Here is a 25457-nt window from a genome sequence, read left to right as displayed (position 1 = left end):
TGACAGATGTAGTCTAAAGTAGTTTGTTAAGTTTTGTTAAAGGTGGGATGAGTATGCGGCAACGTAAAGTTCCAATGAGAAAATGTGTGGCTTCTAACGAAATGAAGCCAAAAAAAGAGATGGTACGATTGGTCAGAGATAAAGAAGGAAATGTTTCAATTGATCCCACTGGGAAAAAAAATGGACGAGGGGCTTATATTTCTCTTGATCCAATCCTAGTAAAGCAAGCTCAAAATAAAAACTCTCTTGATCAAGCGCTGAACACGAAAATAGATGCAGCTTTTTATGAAGAATTACTCTCTTATGTAGAGTATCAAAAAGCAAGATCGGAATTGAAAAATGGATAATAAGCAAAAAAGTTTAAATTTACTTGGTCTTGCTCAACGTTCAGGCAATTTAATTTCAGGAGAAGCATTAGTACTCAATGCTGTCAGAAGTCATGAAGCTAAAGTTGTTGTACTAGCTTCTGATGCAAGTGAAAATACAGTAAAGCAATTTTTGAATAAATGTGAACACTATCGTATCCCAGTGCTGACTGACTTTAGTCGTGGAGATTTATCGAAAGCTATCGGGAAAATACGAACAGTGGTTGCAATTACAGACGGAGGATTTGCACAGTCCCTTCAAAAATTGCAATAATAGGAATAGGAAGGTGATTGCATGGGCAAAAAACGCGTCTATGAATTTGCAAAAGAAAAAAATGTCGAAAGTAAGAAAATAATCGAAAAGGCTAAAGAAATAGGTATCGATTATAAGAGTCATATGTCTACGATGAATGACAGTGATGTTGAAAAACTGAATAAAGCTTTAGCTGTTAAACCCGCTTCTGCTACAACTAGTCAACCAGCTGGAAATAAAACTAAAGCACCAAATAAAAATACTCAAACGAACAATAATTCAAAAAAATCGAATAACTCTGTCAGAAACCAGTCGAATACTCAAAAAGAAAATCGTGCTGGTGCTGATAAATCACAAAATAGTAAAGGACAAAATAACATACAAACACAAAATCGAGCAACAAAAAAACCGAATAATACTCAAAGCAAAAACACTCAAAAAACAACTCAAGAACCAACTGTTCAAAAAAGAACAACAGATGAACAACAAAAACAGCAATTTCAACAATCTAAAAAAAGAAGAAGTTCTCGTCAACATCGTGGAATAAATGGTGGACCAGCTGGTAGAAAGCGCAAAGGCAAAAAGAATCAGCAGCAGTCTCAAGCTACTCCAACTCCACGCAAAGTAAGAGAATTGCCAAAAGTATTAGAGTATACTGATGGTAATACAGTAGCTGAGATCGCTAAGAAAATTCATCGCGAACCTGCTGAAATCGTTAAAAAACTTTTCTTGATGGGTGTCGTTGCTACTCAGAATCAGTCATTAGATAAAGATACGATTGAATTACTTGCGGCTGACTATGGAATTGAAACAGAAGAAAAAGTACAAGTAGACTTAACTGATTTTGATACCTTTTTCAATCAGGAAGTTGTTGAAGAAAATTTAGTAACTCGACCTGCCACAGTTACAATTATGGGACATGTTGACCACGGTAAAACAACTTTATTGGATACGTTACGTCATACTAACGTAACGGAAGGTGAAGCTGGAGGAATTACCCAGCATATTGGAGCTTATCAAGTTGAAGAAAAAGGTAAATTGATAACTTTCTTGGATACACCTGGACATGCTGCATTTACCACAATGCGTGCTCGTGGAGCTGACATTACAGATATTGCTATAATTGTTGTAGCAGCAGATGATGGCGTTATGCCGCAAACAGTTGAAGCAATAAACCACGCAAAAGCTGCTGAAGTTCCAATTATTGTAGCAGTTAATAAAATAGATAAGCCAGGTGCTAATCCTGACCGAGTAATGCAAGAATTGACAGAATATGAATTGATTCCTGAAGATTGGGGTGGAGATACTATATTCGTACAGATTTCTGCCTTATTCAATAAAAACCTAGAAGAACTATTAGATATGGTTTTATTAGTAGCAGAAATCGAAGAACTCAAAGCTGATCCTAAGCGCCCGGCACTTGGTTCTGTCATTGAAGCAAGATTAGATAAAGCTAAAGGCCCTATTGCGACTCTGCTAGTCCAAGAGGGAACACTATCTCAAGGTGATCCGATTGTTGTAGGAAACGCTTTTGGGCGTGTCCGCACAATGACAAATGATAAAGGACGTAGAGTGAAACATGCTTCACCATCTACACCGGTTGAAATTACAGGGTTAAATATTGCTCCACAAGCTGGTGATCGTTTTGTGGTCTTTGAAGATGAGAAAACAGCTAGACAAGTTGGAGAGTCAAGAGCTACTGCGGCTAACGAAGCAAAACGTTCTACAACAAATAAAGTAACTCTTGAGAATCTGTTTGAAAGTCTTGAAGAAGGCGAGATCAAAGCAGTAAATGTTATCATTAAAGCAGATGTGCAAGGATCCGTTGAAGCGTTAGCTTCAAGTCTTCAGAAAATTGAAGTTGAAGGTGTGAAAGTCAATATTATTCATACTGGAGTTGGAGCAATTAATGAAAGTGATGTTACCCTTGCTTCTGCAAGTTCTGCGATTATCATTGGCTTTAACGTTCGCCCAACAGTTCAGGCAAGCGAAAGTGCTAACCGTGAAGAAGTAGATATTAGAACTCACAGAGTAATCTACAATGCGATTGATGAAATCGAATCAGCTATGACAGGTATGCTGGATCCGGAATTTGAAGAACAAGTTACTGGACAAGCAACTGTTAGAGAAACCTATAGTGTTTCTAAGGTAGGAACGATTGCTGGTTGTTTCGTAAGCGATGGTGTAATCAAACGTAACAGCTCAATTCGTTTAGTTCGTAATGGAATTGTTCAGTATGAAGGCGAATTATCTAGCTTAAAACGATTTAAAGATGATGCAAAAGAAGTCAGAACTGGTTTTGAATGTGGAATAACAATAGAAGGTTATAATGATATCAAAGTTGATGATGTTATCGAAGCATTTGAAATGGTTGAAATCGAGAGATAATCCTATTATTATTAAATGTATTCATAAATTATTTATGAATACATTGTTTAAAACAGATCAAAGGACAGGTGAGCAAATATGCCAAATTATAGAGTTGGTCGAGTCTCCCAGGAAATCCAAAGAGAAGTTAATGATATCTTGCAAAAAAGAGTAAGAGATCCAAGAGTTCAAGGGATTACAATTACTGATGTGGAAGTTACTGGAGATCTACAGCAAGCTACAGTATATTACAGTACTCTAAGTGAAGATGAAAAAACTGTTTCTGAAACTCAAGAAGGCTTGGTTAAAGCTAAAGGATTGATCAGAAAAGAATTGGGAAGTCGTTTATCTATTCATAAAACGCCTGAATTATTTTTCGCTAGAGACGAATCTGTAGCATATGGAAATCACATTGATGAATTATTGAATCAGTTAAAAAATAATGATTAAATAAGTGATATTCATTTTTATTATTAATTGATCTAAATGGAAAGAGAATCAGTTGTCTTTATTGACATGGGTTCTCTTTTTCCATGTATGGTCAATTTACATATCTGAATAAGGTATACGTAATTAACAAGTAGTGGAGGGGTTCGTTTGGAAGGAATCATACCTTTGTGGAAAGAAAAAGGGATGACTAGTCATGATTGTGTTTTTAAAATGAGGAAAATTTTAAAAACTAAAAAGATTGGACATTCAGGAACGTTAGATCCTGACGTAGAAGGTGTATTACCAATTGCGATAGGAAAAGCAACAAAAGTTTTGGAATATATGGTGAACTCTAAGAAGACATACGAGGGTGAAATTACCCTTGGGTATTCCACAACAACTGAGGACGGTTCAGGAGAAACCGTTCTAAGTAAAACAGTTGACGACCAATTGAAATTAGAGGATATTGATAAAGCGATGGATTCTTTCATTGGTGAAATTATTCAAACCCCTCCAATGTATTCTGCTGTAAAAGTAAATGGTAGAAGGTTATATGAATATGCAAGAGCTGGAGAAACAGTTGATAGACCATCAAGGTCAGTCAACATCTATAACTACGAGCGAATATCTAATATTTCCTACAATAGTGAAGAAAGTACTGCTTCTTTTGCATTCAAAGTAAGTTGCAGTAAAGGGACATACGTAAGGACATTGGCAGTTGATACAGGAGAATATTTAGGGTATCCGTCACATATGTCTAAATTGATGAGAACAGAAAGTGGCGGATACCATGCAGTTGATTCTTTCACTTTAGCGCAAGTTAAGCAAGCCATGGACGATTCGGAACTAGAAAAAATAATTAATCCTTTAGAATCTGTTTTAACTTCTTTTTCATCGTATCATCTGAATGAAGAAGAGTGGTCTAAAGTAAAAAATGGATCTTTGATTCCTAAAAATCAAGTTCCAGAAAATATCAAAATGCCGGTAGTGTTTTATCTAAAACAAAAAGCTGTTGCGATTTATTCGGATCATCCAAATAAATTAGACTTATTAAAACCAATTAAAGTATTAAGAACAGAATTGTAGGTGACAATGTGAACATTATTAAAATTCATCATCCATATGATCCATCAGAAATTATTCAGGAAGATATTGTCTTGATTCTCGGATTTTTTGATGGAATTCATAAAGGACATCAGAAAGTTATTGAAACAGGAGTGCAAATTGCAAATGAAAGAGGTATAAAATCAGCATTGATGACTTTCAATAGACATCCAGCTTTTGTATATAAGAAATTTGATCCTGAATATCATTCTTATCTGACAACAATGGAAAGAAAAGAGAAACTGATTGCAGAACTGGGAGTAGATATTTTGTATGAAGTAGATTTCACATCTAGTTTCGGTTCATTGCCACCTCAAGAATTTGTAGATCAGTATATCGTAGGTTGGCATGCCAAAGCAGTCGTTGCTGGATTTGATTATACTTATGGTAAAGCAGATATCGCTAATATGGATAATCTTGATCAGTATGCTAAAAATAGATTTGATATTTTCAAAATAGAAAAACAAGATGATTCTAATCAAAAAATCAGTTCTTCACGAATTAGACAAGCTATCCTTGATGGAAAGTTAATGAAAGCAAACGATCTGCTCGGATATTTATATGAAACAAGCGGATTTGTCATACATGGTGATGCAAGAGGTAGAACACTAGGCTATCCGACCGCCAATATATTGTCAGATCCAGATGTGTTTATGCCCAAAATTGGGGTATATGCAGTCAAGCTGTTCGTAAATAATGTCTGGTATGATGGGATGGCTTCCATTGGATATAATCCCACATTCGGATATAGAAAAAATCTTTCTGTTGAAGTTCATTTGTTTGACTTTAAAAAAGAAATTTATGGGGAAAATGTCCGAATAAAATGGGTTAAGTATCTTAGAGATGAAATTAGATACGACTCTATAGAGTCTCTAATCAAGCAATTACAACAAGATGAAATAGATTCTAGAGAAGTTTTGGCAAAGGTCAAAACAAATCAAATTTTATAGTTGACAAGTTGATGCTCTTTTGTTAAATTATAAATGTGTTAGCACTCGGATAAGTCGAGTGCTAATTTAATGAGAATAGTATATTGTTATATGATTCTCGAACAACTAAAAAATTAAGATGTCTCTAACCGTGCTTAGGGAGATGATGCACATGTTGACAGAGAGACAATTGATCATTCTGGAGACTATCATTAGGCTTTTCACTTCAACGAGTCTGCCAGTAGGATCCAAAAAGTTAGTAGACGAAACAAATATCGAAGCTAGCTCTGCAACAATCAGAAACGAAATGAGTTCTCTTGAAAAAATGGGATTTATAGAAAAAACACATTCTTCTTCAGGAAGAATTCCATCCTTAAAAGGGTATCGTTTTTATATAGATCATCTTATTCAACCTAAACAAGTTGAAAAGGATCAGATTGTTATGATCAACAAAGCATTCGGTAATCATGTTCGTCAGATGGATGACTTATTTCATCAGTCTGCTCAGTTATTGTCACAATTGACAAGTTATACTGCTTTTGTCTTAGGGCCTCAAGGAAAAACAAGTAAGTTAACCGGCTTTAGGTTAGTTTTACTGAATAATCATCAAGTTATGGCTATCATTCAAACTGATACTGGTGCGATAGAAAATACTGTTTTTCGCATTTCAAAGCAAGTGAATGAATCAGATATTGAAAAAGTAACAAATATATTCAATCAACATTTAGTTGGATATTCTTTGTATGAAGTCTACTTTAAGCTTCAAAACGATATACCGTTATTAGTAGAAAAGTATGCTTCATCAGCAAAAGATATGTTAATAACAATCGAAGAAGTCTTTGGACAGCCTAAAGAAGATCGATTGCATATATCTGGTAAGACAAACTTGCTTGATTTCACTGATCATATGGATAGGAAGAAATTGAAGTCATTATATGAATTATTAGATAATGAGTTAGATTTGAATAGAATATTAAGTAAAGCAACACAAGATTTTGAAGTGAAGATCGGAACAGAATTGAATCATGAGTTATTTGATGATTTCAGTTTAGTCACAGCTACCTATAAAGTAGATGGTCATGGTGATGGAATCATAGCGGTATTAGGACCAACAAGTATGCCATATGATCAGACATTTGGAGTATTGGAAGTTTTCAGGAAGCAACTAGCAGATACTTTACTCAAGTTTTATTTAGAATAGAGATTTAAAAGTGAGGGACAATAATGAAGGAAAAGAATGAAGAAATGAATAGTCGTTCTAATGAAGAACTGGAAGATCAAATCCTTGAAGAAGAAACAGCAGAACAAGCTGAGGTTAATGAAGAAGATCCGATTCAAGCAGAACTTGAACAGACTAAACAGCAGTTAAGCGAAACAGAAGATCGTTATTTAAGATTACAAGCTGAACTGGCAAATATTCAAAAAAGGAATCAGCGAGACAGAGAACTGGCAACTAGATATCGTTCTCAAGATCTTGCTAAAAACTTATTACCCGCTCTTGATAATATGGAACGAGCACTTACAATTCAAGTAGAAGATGAAGCTGGTAAAAACCTTAAAAAGGGTATTGAAATGGTAATTGAAAGTATTGACCAAGCTCTTAAGTCAGAAGGAATTGAAGTTATTGATGCTGAGGGCAAACCTTTTGATCCAAATTATCATGAAGCATATACACAAGTGCCGGCGGATAGTGAAGAGGACAGTGGAACAGTCGCACAGGTTTTCGAAAAAGGTTATAAACTGCATGATCGTGTATTACGTGCAGCAAAAGTCGCTGTCTATCAGTAAATTCTAAAATCAGATTCAAAAATTAAAACAAAAAATTTATGAAGTAAAGGTGAGTATATCATGGGAAAAATTATTGGTATTGATTTAGGAACAACAAACTCTGCAGTAGCGGTTCTTGAAGGTGGAGAATCTAAAATTATTCCGAACAAAGAAGGGAACCGAACAACACCTTCTGTTGTTTCATTCAAAGATGGAGAAATTCAAGTTGGAGAAGTAGCTAAAAGACAAGCTATCACTAACCCAAATACAGTCATTTCAATTAAACGCCACATGGGTGAAGATTATAAAGTTGAAGCTGAAGGAAAAGAATATTCTCCTCAACAAGTGTCAGCTTTCATTCTTCAACATCTAAAAGCTTATGCGGAAGACTATCTTGGTGAAGAAGTAACAAATGCAGTTATCACTGTACCTGCTTACTTCAACGATTCTCAACGTCAAGCTACAAAAGATGCTGGTAAAATTGCGGGATTAGAAGTAGATCGTATCGTTAATGAACCAACTGCTGCATCTCTAGCTTATGGGTTAGACAAGGTTGATACAGATGAAAAAATTCTGGTTTTTGACTTAGGTGGAGGAACTTTCGATGTTTCTATTCTTGAATTAGGAGATGGAGTATTCGAAGTAATGTCTACTGCTGGTGATAACCGATTAGGTGGAGATGACTTCGATGAAAAAATCATTGATTACCTTGTTGCTGAATTCAAAAAAGAGAATGGGGTAGACCTTTCAAAAGATAAAATGGCGTTACAACGTCTGAAAGATGCTGCTGAAAAAGCTAAAAAAGATTTATCAGGTGTATCTTCAACTCAAATTAGTTTACCATTCATTAGTGCGGGAGAAGCAGGACCACTTCATTTAGAAGTAACATTAACACGTGCTAAGTTTGATGAAATTACTGATGATTTAGTTGAAAGAACAAAACAACCTGTTCGTCAAGCACTTAAAGATGCGGGTCTTTCTCAATCAGATATTGACCAAGTTATTCTTGTTGGTGGATCTACTCGTATTCCTGCTGTTGTTGATGCAGTGAAAAAAGAAACAGGTAAAGAACCTAACCGTTCTGTAAACCCTGATGAAGTTGTAGCTATGGGAGCTGCTATCCAAGGTGGAGTGATTTCTGGTGATGTTAAGGATATCGTGTTATTAGATGTAACGCCTTTATCACTAGGTATTGAAACAATGGGTGGCGTGTTTACAAAATTGATCGATCGTAACACTACGATTCCAACAAGTAAATCTCAAACTTTCTCAACTGCTGCTGACAATCAACCAGCTGTAGATGTACATGTACTTCAAGGTGAGCGTCCAATGGCTAAAGATAATAAAACTTTAGGACGTTTCCAATTAACTGATATACCAGCTGCACCTCGTGGTGTACCTCAAATCGAAGTTAAATTTGATATTGATAAAAATGGTATCGTGAATGTATCTGCTAAAGATTTAGGTACTGGTAAAGAACAAAATATTACAATCAAATCTTCTTCAGGTCTTTCTGATGAAGAAATTGAACGCATGGTCAAAGAAGCTGAAGAAAATGCTGAAGCAGACAAAAAACGCAAAGAAGAAGTTGAAATCCGTAATGAAGCAGATCAGTTAGTTTTCCAAATTGATAAAACATTGAAAGATTTAGATGGCAAAGTCGATGAAGCTGATGTTAAAAAAGCTGAAGAAGCTCGTGATGAATTAAAAACTGCTTTAGAGAATGATGATTTCGAAGCAATTAAATCTAAAAGAGATGCATTGAACGAAATCGTTCAAGAAATGTCAGTTAAACTTTACGAACAAGCAGCAGCTGAGCAAGCTGAAGCACAAGGTGGAGAAGCTGGTAGTGAAGGAACTTCAGACGATGGAGTTGTAGATGCTGAATTTGAAGAAGTTGACGATGAAGATAAATAAATTTCTTTAAAGGGAAATAACTTACTACCTAAAATAGAGGTAGTAGTAAGTTGACTAAGCAGACGAATAGTTCAAATAAAAAGCCAAAGCTTAGTGCTTTTGGCTTTTTATTCTAAGTATAGTATAGTCATATATAGAATACATCTAGCAACTCTTTAGAGTATGGAGGAATAAAATGCCGGCAAAAGAAGATTATTATGATCTTTTAGGGGTATCAAAAGATGCCTCAAAAGATGAAATAAAAAAAGCATATAGAAAATTATCAAAAAAGTATCATCCAGATATTAGTGAAGAATCAAATGCTGATGAAATGTTCAAAAAAATCACTGAAGCTTATGAAGTATTAAGTGATGAACAAAAACGAGCTGCTTATGATCAATACGGACATGCTTCTACTGATCCAAATTTTGGAGCTGGTGGCGGATTTGGTGGAGCTGGCGGCTTCGGCGGCGGTGGATTTGAAGATATATTTGAACAATTCTTTGGTGGTGGCGGAAGAAGACCCAGAAATCCTAATGCTCCCATGCAAGGAGAAGATCTTCAATATGTTTTAGATCTTAAATTTGAAGAAGCTATTTTTGGGAAAGAAACTACGATTCGTTATAGAAGAGAAGAAGAATGTAACAACTGTGGCGGTAGTGGCGCAAAACCTGGTACTAGTCCTCAAACATGTTCTCAATGTGGTGGTGCAGGAGCTATCAACGTAGAAAGAAATACTCCATTTGGTCGTGTGATGACGCAACAGACTTGTCCAACTTGTCATGGAACTGGTCAGGAAATCAAAGAAAAATGTGAAGTTTGTCATGGAACTGGACATACTAAAGAACAGCATTCTGTAAAAGTTACAGTACCAGCTGGTGTTGAAGATGGAAACCAAATGCGTCTTCAAAATCAGGGAGATGCTGGGAAAAACGGTGGACCTTACGGGGACCTTTATGTAGTCTTTAGAGTAGCATCATCTGATCAATTCAAAAGAAGAGGTACGGAGATCTATTACGAATTACCAATCAATATGGTTCAAGCAACATTAGGAGATGAACTTGAAGTTCCCACTGTCCATGGTAAAGTTAAATTTAAGATACCTTCAGGTACTCAGCCAGGTACTGCTTTCCGCTTAAAAGGAAAAGGAGCACCACGCTTACGTGGAACAGGTAACGGAGATCAGCATATCACAGTAAATGTTGAGATTCCTAAAAAAATAAATCAAGAACAAGCTGAACAGCTAAGAAAATTTGCTAAAGTTAGTGAGTATGATGAGATTATTGAACAAGATGAAGGTTCGTTTTTTTCAAAGGTAAAGGATGCCTTCAAAGATAAGCATAAGTAACAAATAAGGAGATGGCTGTCGGCCATCTCCTTATTATATGTCTGCTAATTTGATTGTGCTCTGTTCTAATCGTTGGTATAATAGGTAAGAACGCCTGTGAAGACGAAGGAATGAGGATTTAATATAATGGATAAAAATGAAGCTCGAAAGAGACAAAAACAAATAAGAAATTTTTCAATCATTGCACATATAGATCACGGTAAATCTACTCTAGCAGATCGCATACTACAATTGACACATACAGTTGCGGATAGAGAAATGCAAGATCAGTTATTGGATTCAATGGATCTAGAACGAGAACGTGGTATTACCATTAAGCTGAATACAGTCGAATTACAGTATACTGCTAAAAATGGAGAAACGTATATTCTTCATCTCATCGATACACCCGGTCATGTGGATTTCACATATGAAGTATCAAGAAGTTTAGCTGCATGTGAAGGGGCTATTTTGGTAGTTGATGCAGCACAAGGTGTAGAAGCTCAAACATTAGCCAATGTTTATCTTGCTTTAGATAATGAACTGGAAATCTTGCCAGTAATCAATAAGATTGATCTGCCAGCCGCTGATCCTGAAAGAGTTCGCAAAGAAATCGAAGATATTATTGGATTAGATGCTAGCGAGGCTGTTTTATCTAGTGCTAAGTCTGGTATCGGTATTGAAGATATCTTGGAACAAATTGTACAAAAAGTCCCAGCACCAGAAGGGGATATTGATAATCCGCTTCAAGCTCTGATATTTGACTCTGCCTATGATCCTTATCGAGGAGTTGTTTTGAATATTAGAGTAATGGATGGTGTCTTAAGTAAAGGAGATACAATCCAAATACTAAGTAACGGTAAGAAATTTGAAGTTACTGATTTAGGGATTTTCTCTCCGAAACCTCTTTCCAGAGATTATTTGATGGTTGGAGATGTTGGATTTGTAACAGCAAATATAAAAACAGTTAAAGATACTCGAGTCGGAGATACGATTACCCTTGCAAATAATCCAACTACTAAGGCTCTACCAGGATATCGTCAGATGAACCCGATGGTTTTCTGTGGAATGTATCCGACAGATTCAGCTAAATATGAGGATCTTAGAGAAGCACTGGAAAGGCTGCAATTGAACGATGCTGCCCTTCAGTATGAAGCTGAAACATCTCAAGCTTTAGGATTTGGGTTCCGTTGTGGTTTCTTAGGTATGTTGCATATGGATGTCATACAGGAACGTTTAGAACGTGAATTCAATTTAGATCTGATTACTACCGCTCCATCGGTTATCTATCACATCAACAAAACAGATGGTGAAAAAATTGAAGTTTCAAATCCTGATGATATGCCAACACCACAAGAAATCGAATCAGTAGAAGAGCCATATGTAAAAGCTACTATCACCGTTCCAAATGATTATGTTGGAGCAGTGATGGAAATTGCACAACGTAAACGGGGAGAATTCATTACAATGGAATATCTAGATGATATTCGGGTGAATGTTGCTTACTTCATTCCTCTATCGGAAATTGTATATGACTTCTTTGATCGTTTGAAATCCAGTACAAAAGGATACGCTTCGTTGGATTATGCTGAAGCAGGATACCGTGTAAGTGATCTGGTTAAAATGGATATTCTTATTCATGGAGAAACAGTCGATGCATTGAGTTTTATTGTGCATAAAGACTTTTCTTATGGTCGAGGAAAATCAGTTGTAGAACAGCTGAAACAGACAATCCCACGGCAACAATTTGAGATCCCTATCCAAGCGGCGATTGGACAGAATATTGTTGCCCGCTCAACAGTTAAAGCTTACCGTAAAGATGTTACAGCTAAACTATATGGTGGGGACGTGACTCGTCGTCAGAAACTTTTGAAGAAACAAAAAGCCGGTAAAAAACGTATGAAGAATGTCGGTAATGTAGAAATTCCTCAAGATGCCTTCATGGCAGTATTAAACCTTGATGATGAGTAATGAATAGTAAACCATCATTAATTTAAGTATGAAGTTTTTTATAAATCTATTTTAAAATAATGTAGTAGAGATGGGGAGTCAGGCGACTTCCCATCTTTGAAATTTAAAAAAGTATAATAAATTTAATAAAAATCAAATATTGTTATGATACAATATATAAAAAGATTATAAAGGGGGAAGTCCATCTTAATGGACAGTGGAGATTTATCGAGCATATTATTATTAATTGTGTTGATTTTTTTATCAGCTTATTTTTCTTCTTCGGAAACAGCTTTTACATCGGCGAACCGAATTAGATTGAAAAATGAAGCAGAAAATGGTGACAAGAAAGCAAAAAGAACCTTACACTTAGCAGAGAACTTTGATTCCGTATTGTCTACGATTTTAATCGGTAACAATATTGTGAATATTGCGACGTCTGCAATTGCTACTTTATTATTTGTTAAATGGTTTCCAACATACGGCGCAACAATTGCTACTATTGTGATTACCATTATTGTGCTAATATTCGGTGAGATTACACCAAAAACGATTGCTAAAGAGAAATCTGAAACAATCGCTAAATTTTCTTCACCAATTATTCAGGTTTTGATGAATTTATTTAGACCAGCTATCTGGTTTTTTGAAAAATGGAGACTTTTACTCGATAGAGTGTTCAATTTTGAAAATCTGGAAACAATCAGTGAAGATGAATTACTTTCTATGGTCGATCAGGCAGAAATAGGTGGAAGTATTGAAGACCATGAACATCAACTTGTCAGATCAGCTATAGAATTTGATGATTTAGAAGTTTCCTCTATACTGATGCCTCGAGTAGACGTTATTGGTTGCGATGTAAATGAAGAGGATTCGAAGATAGAAGAATTATTTAATAGACATAACTTTTCCAGACTAATCATTTATGATGATACAATTGATCATGTGGTAGGAATTTTACACGAAAAAGACTTTAATCGCTATCTGAAAGCTAAAGTACGTACAGGCAAAGATACCTCAATATTAACGATTGTTAAAGAAGTTATTTATGTTCCACCGGTAATGAATTTATCTAAGCTGCTTCGAACAATGCAGCTTAAAAAAACTCATATGGCAATTGTAACGGATGAACATGGTGGAACCGTTGGAATCGCTACAATGGAAGACGTCTTAGAAGAGCTGGTTGGAGAAATCTGGGATGAATCTGATGTAATCGAAGAAGAAATCATTGAATTGAATGATGGATTAAGTTATATCGTTAAAGGAACCGTAAAATTAGAAAAACTTTTTGATTTATTTCATCTGGATAGCTCAGACGATTTCATCTCTAATACTGTCAGTGGATTTGTTATAGAAGAATTAAATAGAGTGCCTTTTGAGGGTGATCAGTTTATATATAAAAATATGGATGTGTCAGTTACAGAGGTCAAAAATAGAAGAGTTCTGGAAATACGCATTGATTATATAGAAACAAGCTATGAAGCAGAAGGTTAAAATTTAAGCATGTTGATATTCAGCATGCTTTTTTTATACATTAATAGAGCTTGCAAAAGAAAGTGAATGATAAAGGATGAGTACAGAAAAATGTTTGATATCACAGATGCTAGTAAGTCAACAGAAGAGATCGCTCAACAATTATTAGGTCATTTATTGGTTAAAGAGACAGATTCAGGAGTAATGTCTGGTTGGATTGTTGAAACAGAAGCGTACTTAGGTTATGAAGATGCGGCAGCACATAGTTATTTAGGCAAAAGGACTCCTAGGTTACACTCCATGTATCAGAAAGCTGGAACAGTTTATATCTATCAGATGCATACTCATAAGATGTTAAATATAGTTACTCAACCTGAAGGAGTAGCTCATGCTGTACTGATTAGAGCAGTTGAGCCAAACGAAGGGGAAAAATTAATGCAATTGAATCGTAAAAAAAATGGAATTGATTTGACAAATGGTCCAGGTAAATTGACGAAAGCTTTAAATATTTCAATGGAAGATAATGGACTCAGTATATTCGAAAAACCTCTATACTTAGATTTGAGTAAGAAACTAGAACCGATTCATATTGAGGCTTCTCCAAGAATCGGTATACCAAATAAAGGTGAATGGACAGAAGCAAACTTACGTTATACGGTATCTGGAAATCCATATCTATCTAAAAAGCGAGGAAAGGTTTCCATGGATAATGGATGGAAAACTATGTTAGAATAGGGTATAAATAGAGTAGGAGGTTAAGTTTTGAAACAAGATCTCGCAACATATATAGATACTGAATTGAAAAAACTTTTTCCAGTTTTCCAGTGGAGAGTAATTAAAAATACCAATAATAGAATAATAGAATTATTTATAACTTTTAACACTAAAGTAGATGATTCACTTCAAGTACAAGATGTAATTGGACAGACTAATCAGCCTGGAAGTATTCAATTTGAAGACGTTATTTGCTTCTATGATCCAGCGTATGCTCACGTCAAACCTCAGAATTATTTAGCTTCCATTCCAATAAACAGTCATACTGGTATAGAAAAAGGACATGTGTATGCATGCTTAAAGCAGCTGAATATCATAGCTGAGGAAGGCATAGTTGAGTTGAAGAAATTTTCTGATGATAATGTTACTGGAGAATTCAGTTTAAGATGGAATGAACATAATCTTGAAGGAACTATCCAAACTTTGAAATCAATAAATCGATATGATGAAGAAAAAGTTAAAATGATGCTTGACGAAGAAGAATCATTTATCGAACAAATTAAAAAGGATGAATCAAATGACGGAGTGGAAAGAATTTAAAGTTCATATTAATGGAGAAGCTACAGAAGCAGTATCAAACATATTAATCGAATTAGGTTCAGCTGGTGTCTCCGTGGCTGACAGAAAAGACTTTTTATCACTTCCAGAGTACGGATTTGATACATTATGGGCATTAGATGAAAAATCTTTTCCAGCTGACGGAGTTGTTATTAAGGGATATTTTTATGGGGATGCTGCTTCAAAAGCAACGAAAATGGCTTTAATTGAAAAAATTGAAATGCTTAAGTCTTTTGATTTGGATATTGAAAAGTATGAAGTTACAACTGAAGATGTAGTAGAAGAAGAATGGGCTAATGCTTGGAAAAAATATTACCATCCTGTTCCGATTACTAGATATATGACAATTGTTCCCCAATGGGAAGATTATATAAAAAGACATGATGCAGAGAAGATTATTTATTTAGATCCGGGACTGGCTTTTGGTACCGGCACCCATCCAACTACTAAACTTTGTTTACAAGCCCTTGAAAATAATTTAAGAGGCGGAGAAACAGTTTTAGACGTTGGAACTGGATCAGGGGTTTTGACTATTGCTAGTGCCTTGTTAGGTGCTTCTAAAATTCAAGCATTTGATCTAGATGATGTAGCTGTCAAATCAGCATATGACAATATAAAATTGAATAATCTAAAAACGGAAATATCTGTTAAACCCAATGATTTGCTTAAAGATATCGATGTAAAAGTGGATATGATAGTCGCAAATATTCTAGCGGAAATTATATTGCTTCTTATACCTGATGCATTTAAAAATTTAAAACCGGGCGGTAAGTTCCTGTCTTCAGGTATTATCATAGAAAAGAAAGAAGAAGTACTCGCTAGTTTGAAAAACACCGGATTTGAAATTCAGCAGATCAATCAAATGGGCGACTGGATCGCTATATTAGCTATTAAACCAGAAGAAGATTAAAAATAATAAAAAATAGATATTAAGAAAGAAGGATCATTATGATAGAAAATTTAAAAAGTTATATCGACCATACTGTACTAAAACCGGAGTCAACTGATTTAGATATCCAGCAAGCATGTTTGGATGCTAAAAAATATAATTTTAAAGCAGTGTGTATTAATCCAACTTGGGTATCTTATGTTTCTGATCTACTAAAAGGAACCGCGGTCAATACTTGTACTGTTATTGGATTTCCTTTAGGAGCAAATACTACAGCTACTAAAGTCAACGAAACTAAGCAAGCAATTAAAGATGGAGCAGATGAAGTTGATATGGTTATCAATATTGGAGCTATGAAGAGCGAAGATTTTTCTCTTGTACACGATGATATAAGAGCCGTTGTTACAGCTGCTGATAAAAAAGCAATAGTGAAGGTAATTATCGAAACCTCTTTACTGTCTCACAATGAAAAAATACGAGCTTGCGAGATAGCTAAGAGAGCGGGAGCAGATTTCGTCAAAACATCTACTGGATTCTCAACTGGTGGAGCTACAGTAGAAGATATCAAACTGATGCGCACTGCTGTAGGACCAGAGATGGGTGTTAAAGCTTCTGGAGGCGTTAGAACTTATGAGGATGCCAAAAGGATGATCGAAGCCGGTGCTACTCGTATAGGGACTTCTAATGGTGTAGCACTTCTAGAGGGTGTAGAAGGAAGTAATGCATACTAAAGAAACCATGGCAGTTCCAAAAAAACCATGAGTTGAAACTGCTATACAAAAACGATATAATATAAAAGAGAACCAGCACTGAAAAGTGCTGGTTTTATTATCAATTAGAATAAAATAATTAACTATTATAACTAAGCATATTACAAACTAAAGACAGAATTAAAATGAGATCATGAGAAAAGAAGGTAGGATCTATGTCACAGAAAAAAGACTATACTCCTCAAGAAGTCATAGCACTATGTTTGACATATATGAACAGTGAACATGTAGCCTTCGTTAAACAGGCCTATGATTTAGCAGAAGAAGCGCATAGAGGACAAATACGCAAATCAGGAGAAGCATATATTATGCACCCTGTTCAGGTAGCAGGAATCTTAGCAGATCTAAAAATGGATCCTGTTACCGTTGCTACTGGTTTTCTCCATGACGTAATTGAAGACACTGATTACACTTATACAGATATCGCTGAAATATTTACACCTGAAGTAGCAGATCTTGTAGATGGTGTTACAAAACTAGGGAAAATCAAATTTAAATCAAAACAAGAACATCAAGCTGAAAATCATCGTAAAATGTTATTGGCAATGGCTCAGGATGTACGAGTTATACTGGTTAAATTAGCAGATCGTGTTCATAATATGCGTACACTAAAACATCATCGTCCAGAGAAGCAAAGGGACATTGCAAAAGAGACTTTAGAAATTTATGCTCCTTTAGCAGACAGATTAGGAATTAGTCGAATCAAATGGGAACTTGAAGATATTTCCTTGAGATATATGAATCCTCAACAATATTATCGTATTGTCCACTTAATGAACTCTAGACGAGAAGACCGTGAACGTTATATTGATGATGCTAAAAAAGCAATTGTTGAGTCGGTAGACGAATTGGATATTAAAGCAAATATTACAGGACGTCCAAAACATATATATTCTATTTACAAAAAAATGAAACAGCAGAAAAAACAATTTAATGAAATCTATGATCTATTAGCTATTAGAATAATCGTTGATTCAATTAAAGATTGTTATGGTGTGCTTGGAGCTATCCATACCAGATGGAAACCAATGCCTGGTAGATTCAAAGACTATATAGCTATGCCTAAAGCCAATATGTACCAGTCTCTTCATACAACAGTTTTAGGGCCAAACGCTACACCACTGGAAGTACAAATCAGGACTTACCAGATGCATGAAATAGCAGAATATGGGGTAGCTGCACATTGGGCTTATAAAGAAGGTATTACAGAAAAAATTGACAAAGATGATTTATCAGAACATATTTCATGGTTTAGAGACATTTTAGAACTCCAAAATGAATCTAGTGATGCCAGTGATTTTATGGATTCAATCAAACAAGATATTTTTAAAGATAAAGTTTATGTATTCAGCCCTAAAGGAGATGTAATGGAGCTTCCTTCCGGATCAAGTACTTTAGACTTTGCTTTTCATGTTCATACAGAAGTCGGTAATAAATCAATGGGAGCAAAAGTCAATGGCAAGATTGTTCCTCTTAATTACAAATTGAAAAATGGAGATATTGTTGAAATGCTGACATCTTCTAATTCATTTGGACCAAGTAGAGACTGGCTTAACTATGTAAATACTTCAAAAGCTAAAAATAAAATCAAACGATTCTTTAAAACTCAGGAAAAAGAACAAAATGTAGAGCGCGGTAAAGAAATACTTGAAAAGCAAATTACAGAAATGGGTTTTAGTCCAAAACAAATCTTGAAAAAAGAAAATATCAGTAAAGTGACAGATCGCTTCAATTATCAAAATACTGAAGATCTTTATGCTTCAATAGGTTATGGAGAAGTTAAAGTAGTTACAGTCGCAAATAAGCTTACTGAAAAAGAACGTAAATTAAAAGAAGAAAAAGAATTGCAATTAGATCAGAATCATCCGATTGAAATGAAACAAAAAAAAGAACCTGAAAAAATGAAAATCAAGCATGAAGGCGGAGTAGTTATACAAGGCGCTGATAACTTGCTAGTAAGATTAAGCAAGTGCTGTAATCCGGTTCCTGGAGATGATATTGTTGGCTATATTACTCGAGGACGAGGTGTATCTATCCACCGAATGGATTGTCCAAATGTTCATGCATCAGAGGATGCAGAGAACAGATTGATTGAAGTTGAATGGGAATCGAGCGGTAATGACAAATCCTATAATGCTGAACTACAAGTACAAGGTTATGATCGTTCAGGTCTATTAAATGAAATATTGCAAGTCATCAATTCCCAAACGAATCAATTAAGTAATGTAAATGGTAAAATAGATAACAATAAAATGGCTATAATCAAAGTTACGATCGGTATCCAGAATCTTAGTGAACTAGAACGAATTGTGGATAAAGTTAAATCAATACCTGATGTTTATTCTGTTAAAAGAATTACTTCATAAAAACAGCTTTAAGTAATAAGTTGAAAGGTAGCAGGAGGTTTCGAATTGCGATTAGTTATTCAAAGAGTTACAGAAGCCCAAGTAAAAGTTAATGGCGAGATCAAAGGTTCTATTGAAACCGGTATGGTTGTTTTGGTAGGAATTTGCCATAGTGATACAGAAGAAGATATTAATTATCTCGTAAGGAAAGTTAAAAACATGCGTATCTTTGAAGATAATGAAGGAAAGATGAATCTTTCATTAGCACAGGTAGGCGGCTCTATACTTTCTATTTCTCAGTTTACTTTATATGCAGACACTAAAAAAGGGAATAGGCCGAGTTTTGTTGATGCTGCTCGACCAGATCAAGCAATTCCGCTGTATGAAAAATTTAATTATGCATTAAGTTCTGAAGGAATTAATGTACAGACTGGGAGATTTGGAGAGGACATGAAGGTTTCTTTACTAAATGATGGTCCAGTAACAATTGTAATAGATTCAAAAAACAAATAAAGAATAAGAGCTCCTGGCAAAAGTCAGGAGCTTTTATTCTTTATAGATGAAATACGTATTCTCTTGAATTTATTTACGTTTTAGTATTTTTGTTAATGGATAAATACCTAAACTTTGTAAGATAAAAGATATTAAAATAGAGGCAAAAGCAATTGAAATCAGTATAGGATCTTCTACTAATGCACTGTCTATTGTCCACAAAAGTAAAACAACTGACATAGAACCCTTGATTCCAGCCCAAGAAAGGACTAAAAGCGCAGAAGATAAATTTTTAAATCTTTTTTTCCATTTAGGTATTAAGTATAGTGTACATCCTAACACTATAAAACGAGCTAATATTGAAAGAATAAAAATCATAAAAGCCAAATACCAATAATTAAAGTAGAGATAAGGCGCTGATTGTATACCTATGAGAAGAAATAATATGGACATTAATATCGGATTGACAACATTCCAGAAGCCACCTAGAGCTACTCTGAATTCTTCTCCTTTTACATTTTTTTTAGAAAAGCCAAATGAAAGCATGATTCCAGAAACGACAGTAGCTAAAACTCCGGAAAATCCGAGCTCTTCAGCTAGCATAAAACTCCCATAAGCTATAAATATGCTGAGCATGATTTGATATTCATGATGTGAAGTGATATGAATAGCATGGCTTAGAATCCATCCGAATATTAGTCCTACAATGACACCGCCTAATGAGACAAAAATAAAGCTCTCAAGAAAATTTAATACAGAAAAAGCATTACCTGTTTCTACCATTGAAAGAAAAATAGTAAACATGACGATACTTGTTCCATCATTTAACATCGATTCGCCTTCTACGATATCAGCAACTTCATCAGGTTTAGTACTGTTTTTTAAAATGGATACTACAGAAACAGGATCAGTTGGTACAAGAATGGAAGCTAATAGAAAAGATAAACTCCAGGGAAGTGGATGGAAAAAAGAAGTTATCCAAAAGATTCCTGCTCCTAACAGCAACACGGTTCCGACCATACCGACTGTGCTTAACGTAATCATTAGTGAAGCGTTCTTTTTAAAAGCCTTAGCAGAAAATTGATAAGCAGAGACAAATAAAAGACCTGGTATAAAAATATAATATAAAATATTTTTTGATATGGATAACCCAGAAAACAAAGATAGAAACGAGAGCCCTATCCCAATTACGACTAGAATAACAGGAACTGGAAAATATTTTTTCTTAACATCAATTATATATACAATAATACTTACTAGTAAAAGAACGATAAGTCGAAGATATAAATGCATAGAAAAACCTGCTTTCTAAATATAATGTTATATAAGTATCTAATCTAATTAAATTTAACAAATTTGAAGAAAAAATTAAAGCAAATCGTTTGCTGTAATAAATTCTCGATTTTGTACTACGGTATTGATAAAAGATTTAAAAGTTTTATTTGTATAATTTATTAAAAACGACTCATCCAATTATAATAATAATCTAAACTGAATAAGTCGTTGTAATGTATAGTGAATACTGACTTAGATTAACTAATATAAATAATTTTTTAGTTTAATCCAAGTAGATATGGTTTCCTTTATTTAACCAAGAATAGGTTAGCCCTATAATCAAACCGCCACCAACAAAATTGCCAAGAGCAGTGAAGAGCCAGTTAATTCCTACTGATGCAAAAGTCATTCCCGGTACAGCACCACCATATGCAAAAAATGCAAGGGGGAAAGATGCAAAGTTAGCGATAACGTGTTCAAATCCTAAGAAAGCAAAAATGAAAATGATGAATATCATAGAAATCACTTTACCGGCGTCATCTTTCATTCTAATAGTACAGAATACAGCAACATTTACGATGATATTAGCGAATATTCCTTCTGTAAATATTTGAAGAGGTGATTTTGCTAATTTTCCTTCAATGGCATGAAATAAGAAATGATCATTTGGCAAGTCTTGGAATACTGAAGATAAAGAGACTAGATAGCTTGCTAGCACACCACCGATTAAATTGAATAATAAACAAGCAAATAATATAATAAGTGCTTTTTTCCCAGATAATAATTTACGATGGACCCCAACTGTTGCATACATCATGTTAGACGTTCCTAATTCAGCATTCATATAGATAATCATAACAAGGGACCAGCTAAACATAAACGAATATGAAAATTTGCCAGAACCAGGTATAGCTTTCTCAGCTGCTTGAGCAGTAATCACTGCAATAGCAGTTCCTAAAGTTAAAAATAAAGTAGCCAACATGGCTCTGATAAAATAGCGAATCGCACTTACTTCAAAAAGCTGCTTCTTTTTTTCTATACTTTTTTCAATAGAATAAAAGAGGCCTTGATAATTTGCATCCATTAAAATTCCATCCTTCTTGTTAGTTTTTACACAATAAATTTATATTACCACTTTATCGATCATTTGAAAATGAAAATCAATTTATTTTCAATAAAAAAATGAATAAATGAAAGAATGATTAAATGATTTCACTTACATTAATAAATCAATAAGATGAGCCAAAGGAAAACTTCATCCTGTATAAAATAGAATTACTATTAATCATTAGATTAAACATAGATAATATATTTTTTGAACTAATATAAAAAAACACTTTTGAAGAAAGTAGCCTCTTCAAAAGTGTAGTAGGTTTTAATTTTATTTTTGTGAAAAATAGTCTCTCAAACCTTGATAGATTGCTTCTACCACAGTAGATTGATAAGCTTGGGTGTCTACTACAGAAACATCTAAATCGTTATTTAAATAGCCTAACTCTAATAGGATTGAAGGTTGAGCATTATTCTTTAATACATAGTATTCGGCAGATCTGACACCATTATTAGGGAGAGTGCCATTTGATTCCAGATACTGATTGACAGTATTTGCTAGCTCTAATTCACTATTTGAATAATAATAAGTTGTTGTGCCACTCATAGAATTAGCGACTTCTATTGTATCGTAATGAATACTGATGAAAGCATCAGCGTTAGCTTGCTGAGACAGATAAACTCGGTCATTTAAGGAAATGAAGGTGTCATCTGTTCTAGTCATGATCGCGTTGGCACCAGCATCTTGAAGACGTTTCTGTAAAATTTTAGCCGTACTCAAAGCAACATCTTTCTCAAGGAATCCAGTTTCTGCTAGAGCACCGGGATCTTTTCCACCATGTCCTGCATCAATCATGATAGTAGCTTCAGATAGATTTGTTGCAATTCTATCTATTTGATCTGCTTGTTCTTCTATATTAACTGTTTCTACATCTGAAAGGCTAGAAACCCAGTTTGCAACATATCCTGTACTGCCATCATCTAGCTGAACTTTATACCAGTCTTCTTCAGTACCTAAATAAATAAGCTTACTGTCAGGTGCTGCAACAGATAAAATCTCAGCATCAGTACTTGGAGCATTTCTGACATTCGTTTCCAGATCTCCAATAGTAACTTCTTGAGTAGAAACGGAATTTTCTGATGATTGTGTATTAGGTGTATCAATAAGTTCTAAATAGTCTTTATGAATCCAGGCAACTTTGCCTAAATAAAGAACCTGGTACCAGTCATTTTCTTCATAAAGGACTGAAAGTTCAGTATTTTCATATACTGTACCTAGTTTCTTGGAATCAGTAGTAGCGTATTGTCTTATATTGACCTCGGTACCTGTAACTCTACCATAACGCTGGTTTTCTGAAGAAATTTCTTCATTTTCTACCAACCAGCTAGCTACCCAACCAATCTGATCATTTGATAATCTCACTTTGTACCATTCATTGTCTTCAGCTAAGACATTTAATTTTTGATCTTCATTAACTTGAGTCATAACATCGTAAGTCAATCCAGGTCCGATACGAACATTTAGCACACTGGCTTTTACCGTTACGCTATTCTCGTTGGCTAAAACAATCGAAGAAGCAATAGTTATACTCAAAAGTAATAGAATAATGGCTATGAAAATATTTTTTTTAGGAAATAAATTATGTATGTATGGGTCATTTTGATCCATTCTAGTCATCCTCTCAAATAGTACAGGATAATAATTCTCAGTTTTTACTATTATATCAGTTAAATCTTTGTTATTGCAATATGTAAGATAACCTAGAAAAAATAAAAACGTATATTGACTTTATAATATCTTTCTTGTAAGCTTGTAATCAATAAAGTATTCAGATATTGATCAGTTAAATAAATTACCGATGAAAGAGAAAGTAAGATAGTTGTTAATGTTTTAGAAAGGTTCTCCTTGGCTGAAAGAGACCCCCTGACAATTATTTGAAAGACACTCTGGAGGTTTGATAGTGAAAAGCTATCACGTAGAAGGCGTTAACTTTAGAGTGAAAGTAGTTTGCTTTCTAAATCTAGGTGGTACCACGTGACTTAATTATTATACACGTCCTTCTTTTATACAATTAGTATAGAAGAAGGACTTTTTTTTATAATTAAAGATGACATATGAAACAGGAGGAAAAATATGAGTTATCAAAAAATTAAAGGAACACCCGATTTTTTACCAGAAGATACTAATAAGTGGCAATATATTGAAAATCATGCGAAAGAAATACTAGCTCGCTATCAGTTTAAAGAAGTACGTACTCCGATATTTGAACAATTTGAATTGTTTTCCCGTGGTGTTGGAGAAACAAGTGATATTGTTTCAAAAGAAATGTATGATTTTTATGATAAAGGGAACCGTCATATTGCTCTACGTCCAGAAGGAACTGCTGGGGTAGTTCGCTCATATGTGGAAAACAAATTATATGGACCTGAACATCACAAGCCGTTAAAATATTATTATATTGCACCCATGTTCCGATATGAACGCCCTCAAAAAGGTCGTATGCGACAATTTCATCAATTAGGTGTAGAAGTCTTTGGTAGCAGTAATCCAGCAACCGATGTTGAAACAATGGCCTTGGCAATGGATATATTCAAATCATTCAATATAAAAAATCTTAAACTTGTCATTAATTCTTTAGGAAATATTGAAACCCGTAAAATCTATCGTCAAGCTCTGATTAACTATTTAGAACCACATTTTGATGATTTAAGTAAAGATTCGAAGGAACGTTTATATAAAAATCCTCTCCGTGTTCTAGATAGTAAAAATAAAAAAGATAAAGAAATTGTAGCTGAAGCACCTTCTATATTAGATTATTTAGATGAGAATTCTAAAAATAATTTTGAGACTGTAAAGGAATACCTTGAAGCTTTAGACATTAATTATGAGATTGATAATAACATGGTAAGGGGTCTAGATTACTATAATGATACGATATTTGAGATCATGACTGAAGATCCTGATTTTGGTTCAAATACCACTGTTTGTGCTGGTGGAAGATATGATGGTTTGGTAGAAGAAATTGGAGGACCTTCAACTCCTGGATTTGGTTTTGGTATTGGACTTGAAAGACTGGTAATGTTACTTGAAAATATGGAATATGATTTTCCGGAAGTAGCTGCTTTAGATATATTTATTGTAACTATTGGAAAAGAAACAAACAAAGAAGCCATAAAACTTGCTTCTGTTTTAAGAGCAGCGGGGCTTAACGTAGAAAGAGAATTCTTAAATAGAAAACCGGCAAAACAATTTAAGACAGCAGATAAGTTAAATGCCAAATATGTATTTACTTTAGGCGAAAACGAGTTAAATAAGGGTACAATAAATGTTAAGTTATTAGAGACTGGAAAAGAAACAGTTTTATCTTTAGATAAAGTATCTAAAGGTAATATTGTTGAATATTTAGAAGAAATTGAAAATAGCTTAAAGGATTAGGATAGGTGAAA

At 34.5% G+C, this 25457-nt stretch carries 22 protein-coding genes and 1 other annotated feature; of the genes, 19 read left to right on the top strand and 3 right to left on the bottom strand.

The window, feature by feature from the left end; all coding sequences use genetic code 11:
* Positions 1-53: 53 nt before the first annotated feature.
* From rnpM to dtd, 18 genes are all read left to right on the top strand, one after another.
* Positions 54-347: an RNase P modulator RnpM gene (gene rnpM, locus BM212_RS00575; protein WP_072694750.1), complete on the top strand. Its 294-nt coding sequence runs from the start codon at positions 54-56 to the stop codon at positions 345-347.
* Entirely contained in the window at positions 340-639 is a 300-nt protein-coding gene (locus BM212_RS00570) for a L7Ae/L30e/S12e/Gadd45 family ribosomal protein (protein WP_072694751.1), read from the top strand. The genes rnpM and BM212_RS00570 overlap by 8 nt, the downstream gene beginning before the upstream one ends.
* Before the next feature lie 21 nt (positions 640-660).
* Complete coding sequence (infB, locus tag BM212_RS00565) at positions 661-3006, top strand: translation initiation factor IF-2 (RefSeq protein WP_072694752.1); 2346 nt, start codon at positions 661-663, stop codon at positions 3004-3006.
* Between the two features lie 78 nt (positions 3007-3084).
* Entirely contained in the window at positions 3085-3435 is a 351-nt protein-coding gene (rbfA, locus tag BM212_RS00560) for a 30S ribosome-binding factor RbfA (protein ID WP_072694753.1), read from the top strand.
* A 147-nt stretch (positions 3436-3582) separates the two neighbouring features.
* The gene (gene truB, locus BM212_RS00555; protein ID WP_091895305.1) at positions 3583-4500 is read left to right on the top strand and encodes a tRNA pseudouridine(55) synthase TruB; all 918 of its coding nucleotides are present in this window, start codon (positions 3583-3585) and stop codon (positions 4498-4500) included.
* An 8-nt stretch (positions 4501-4508) separates the two neighbouring features.
* Entirely contained in the window at positions 4509-5468 is a 960-nt protein-coding gene (gene ribF / locus BM212_RS00550) for a riboflavin biosynthesis protein RibF (RefSeq protein WP_091895302.1), read from the top strand.
* Positions 5469-5619: 151 nt separating this feature from the next.
* The gene (gene hrcA / locus BM212_RS00545) at positions 5620-6648 is read left to right on the top strand and encodes a heat-inducible transcriptional repressor HrcA (RefSeq protein ID WP_091895299.1); all 1029 of its coding nucleotides are present in this window, start codon (positions 5620-5622) and stop codon (positions 6646-6648) included.
* A gap of 23 nt (positions 6649-6671) precedes the next feature.
* Positions 6672-7235, top strand: a complete 564-nt coding sequence (grpE, locus tag BM212_RS00540) for a nucleotide exchange factor GrpE (RefSeq protein WP_091895296.1) — start codon at positions 6672-6674, stop codon at positions 7233-7235.
* A gap of 60 nt (positions 7236-7295) precedes the next feature.
* Positions 7296-9131, top strand: a complete 1836-nt coding sequence (gene dnaK / locus BM212_RS00535; RefSeq protein WP_072694758.1) for a molecular chaperone DnaK — start codon at positions 7296-7298, stop codon at positions 9129-9131.
* Positions 9132-9306: 175 nt separating this feature from the next.
* Positions 9307-10458, top strand: coding sequence for a molecular chaperone DnaJ (gene dnaJ / locus BM212_RS00530; protein ID WP_091895293.1), 1152 nt, complete (start codon positions 9307-9309; stop codon positions 10456-10458).
* A gap of 126 nt (positions 10459-10584) precedes the next feature.
* Complete coding sequence (gene lepA / locus BM212_RS00525) at positions 10585-12408, top strand: translation elongation factor 4 (RefSeq protein WP_091895290.1); 1824 nt, start codon at positions 10585-10587, stop codon at positions 12406-12408.
* 189 nt (positions 12409-12597) lie between these two features.
* A complete protein-coding gene (locus BM212_RS00520) occupies positions 12598-13878 on the top strand; it encodes an HlyC/CorC family transporter (RefSeq protein ID WP_072694761.1) in 1281 nt (426 codons plus the stop codon).
* A 90-nt stretch (positions 13879-13968) separates the two neighbouring features.
* Positions 13969-14592, top strand: coding sequence for a DNA-3-methyladenine glycosylase (locus tag BM212_RS00515; RefSeq protein WP_091895287.1), 624 nt, complete (start codon positions 13969-13971; stop codon positions 14590-14592).
* Positions 14593-14619: 27 nt separating this feature from the next.
* Complete coding sequence (locus BM212_RS00510; RefSeq protein WP_091895283.1) at positions 14620-15171, top strand: DUF3013 family protein; 552 nt, start codon at positions 14620-14622, stop codon at positions 15169-15171.
* Complete coding sequence (gene prmA, locus BM212_RS00505) at positions 15149-16099, top strand: 50S ribosomal protein L11 methyltransferase (protein ID WP_072694764.1); 951 nt, start codon at positions 15149-15151, stop codon at positions 16097-16099. Before BM212_RS00510 ends, prmA begins: the two co-directional genes overlap by 23 nt.
* 38 nt (positions 16100-16137) lie before the next feature.
* Positions 16138-16809 (top strand): deoxyribose-phosphate aldolase, encoded by a 672-nt coding sequence (deoC, locus tag BM212_RS00500; RefSeq protein ID WP_072694765.1) that lies wholly within the window; start codon positions 16138-16140, stop codon positions 16807-16809.
* A gap of 194 nt (positions 16810-17003) precedes the next feature.
* Positions 17004-19214 carry a RelA/SpoT family protein gene (locus BM212_RS00495; RefSeq protein WP_091895278.1) on the top strand — a complete coding sequence of 737 codons (2211 nt, stop codon included), beginning with the start codon at positions 17004-17006 and terminating at the stop codon, positions 19212-19214.
* 45 nt (positions 19215-19259) lie between these two features.
* Entirely contained in the window at positions 19260-19706 is a 447-nt protein-coding gene (gene dtd / locus BM212_RS00490) for a D-aminoacyl-tRNA deacylase (RefSeq protein ID WP_091895275.1), read from the top strand.
* Between the two features lie 69 nt (positions 19707-19775).
* On the opposite strand, the gene BM212_RS00485 is transcribed toward dtd, so the two are convergent.
* From BM212_RS00485 to BM212_RS00475, 3 genes are all read right to left on the bottom strand, one after another.
* Entirely contained in the window at positions 19776-20978 is a 1203-nt protein-coding gene (locus BM212_RS00485; protein WP_091895272.1) for a cation:proton antiporter, read from the bottom strand.
* Between the two features lie 265 nt (positions 20979-21243).
* On the bottom strand, positions 21244-22044 hold the full coding sequence (locus BM212_RS00480) for a formate/nitrite transporter family protein (protein ID WP_072694769.1): 801 nt from the start codon (positions 22042-22044) through the stop codon (positions 21244-21246).
* A gap of 297 nt (positions 22045-22341) precedes the next feature.
* The gene (locus tag BM212_RS00475; protein ID WP_091895271.1) at positions 22342-23679 is read right to left on the bottom strand and encodes an N-acetylmuramoyl-L-alanine amidase family protein; all 1338 of its coding nucleotides are present in this window, start codon (positions 23677-23679) and stop codon (positions 22342-22344) included.
* A 181-nt stretch (positions 23680-23860) separates the two neighbouring features.
* Positions 23861-24074: a binding site (T-box leader), on the top strand.
* Positions 24075-24144: 70 nt separating this feature from the next.
* On the opposite strand from BM212_RS00475, the gene hisS reads away from it, so the two are divergent.
* The gene (hisS, locus tag BM212_RS00470) at positions 24145-25446 is read left to right on the top strand and encodes a histidine--tRNA ligase (RefSeq protein ID WP_091895268.1); all 1302 of its coding nucleotides are present in this window, start codon (positions 24145-24147) and stop codon (positions 25444-25446) included.
* Positions 25447-25457 lie beyond the last annotated feature (11 nt).

This window comes from Marinilactibacillus piezotolerans (genome assembly GCF_900114235.1).
Classification (GTDB): Bacteria; Bacillota; Bacilli; order Lactobacillales; family Carnobacteriaceae_A; genus Marinilactibacillus; species Marinilactibacillus piezotolerans.
This window is presented reverse-complemented; position numbering and strand designations above follow the sequence as displayed.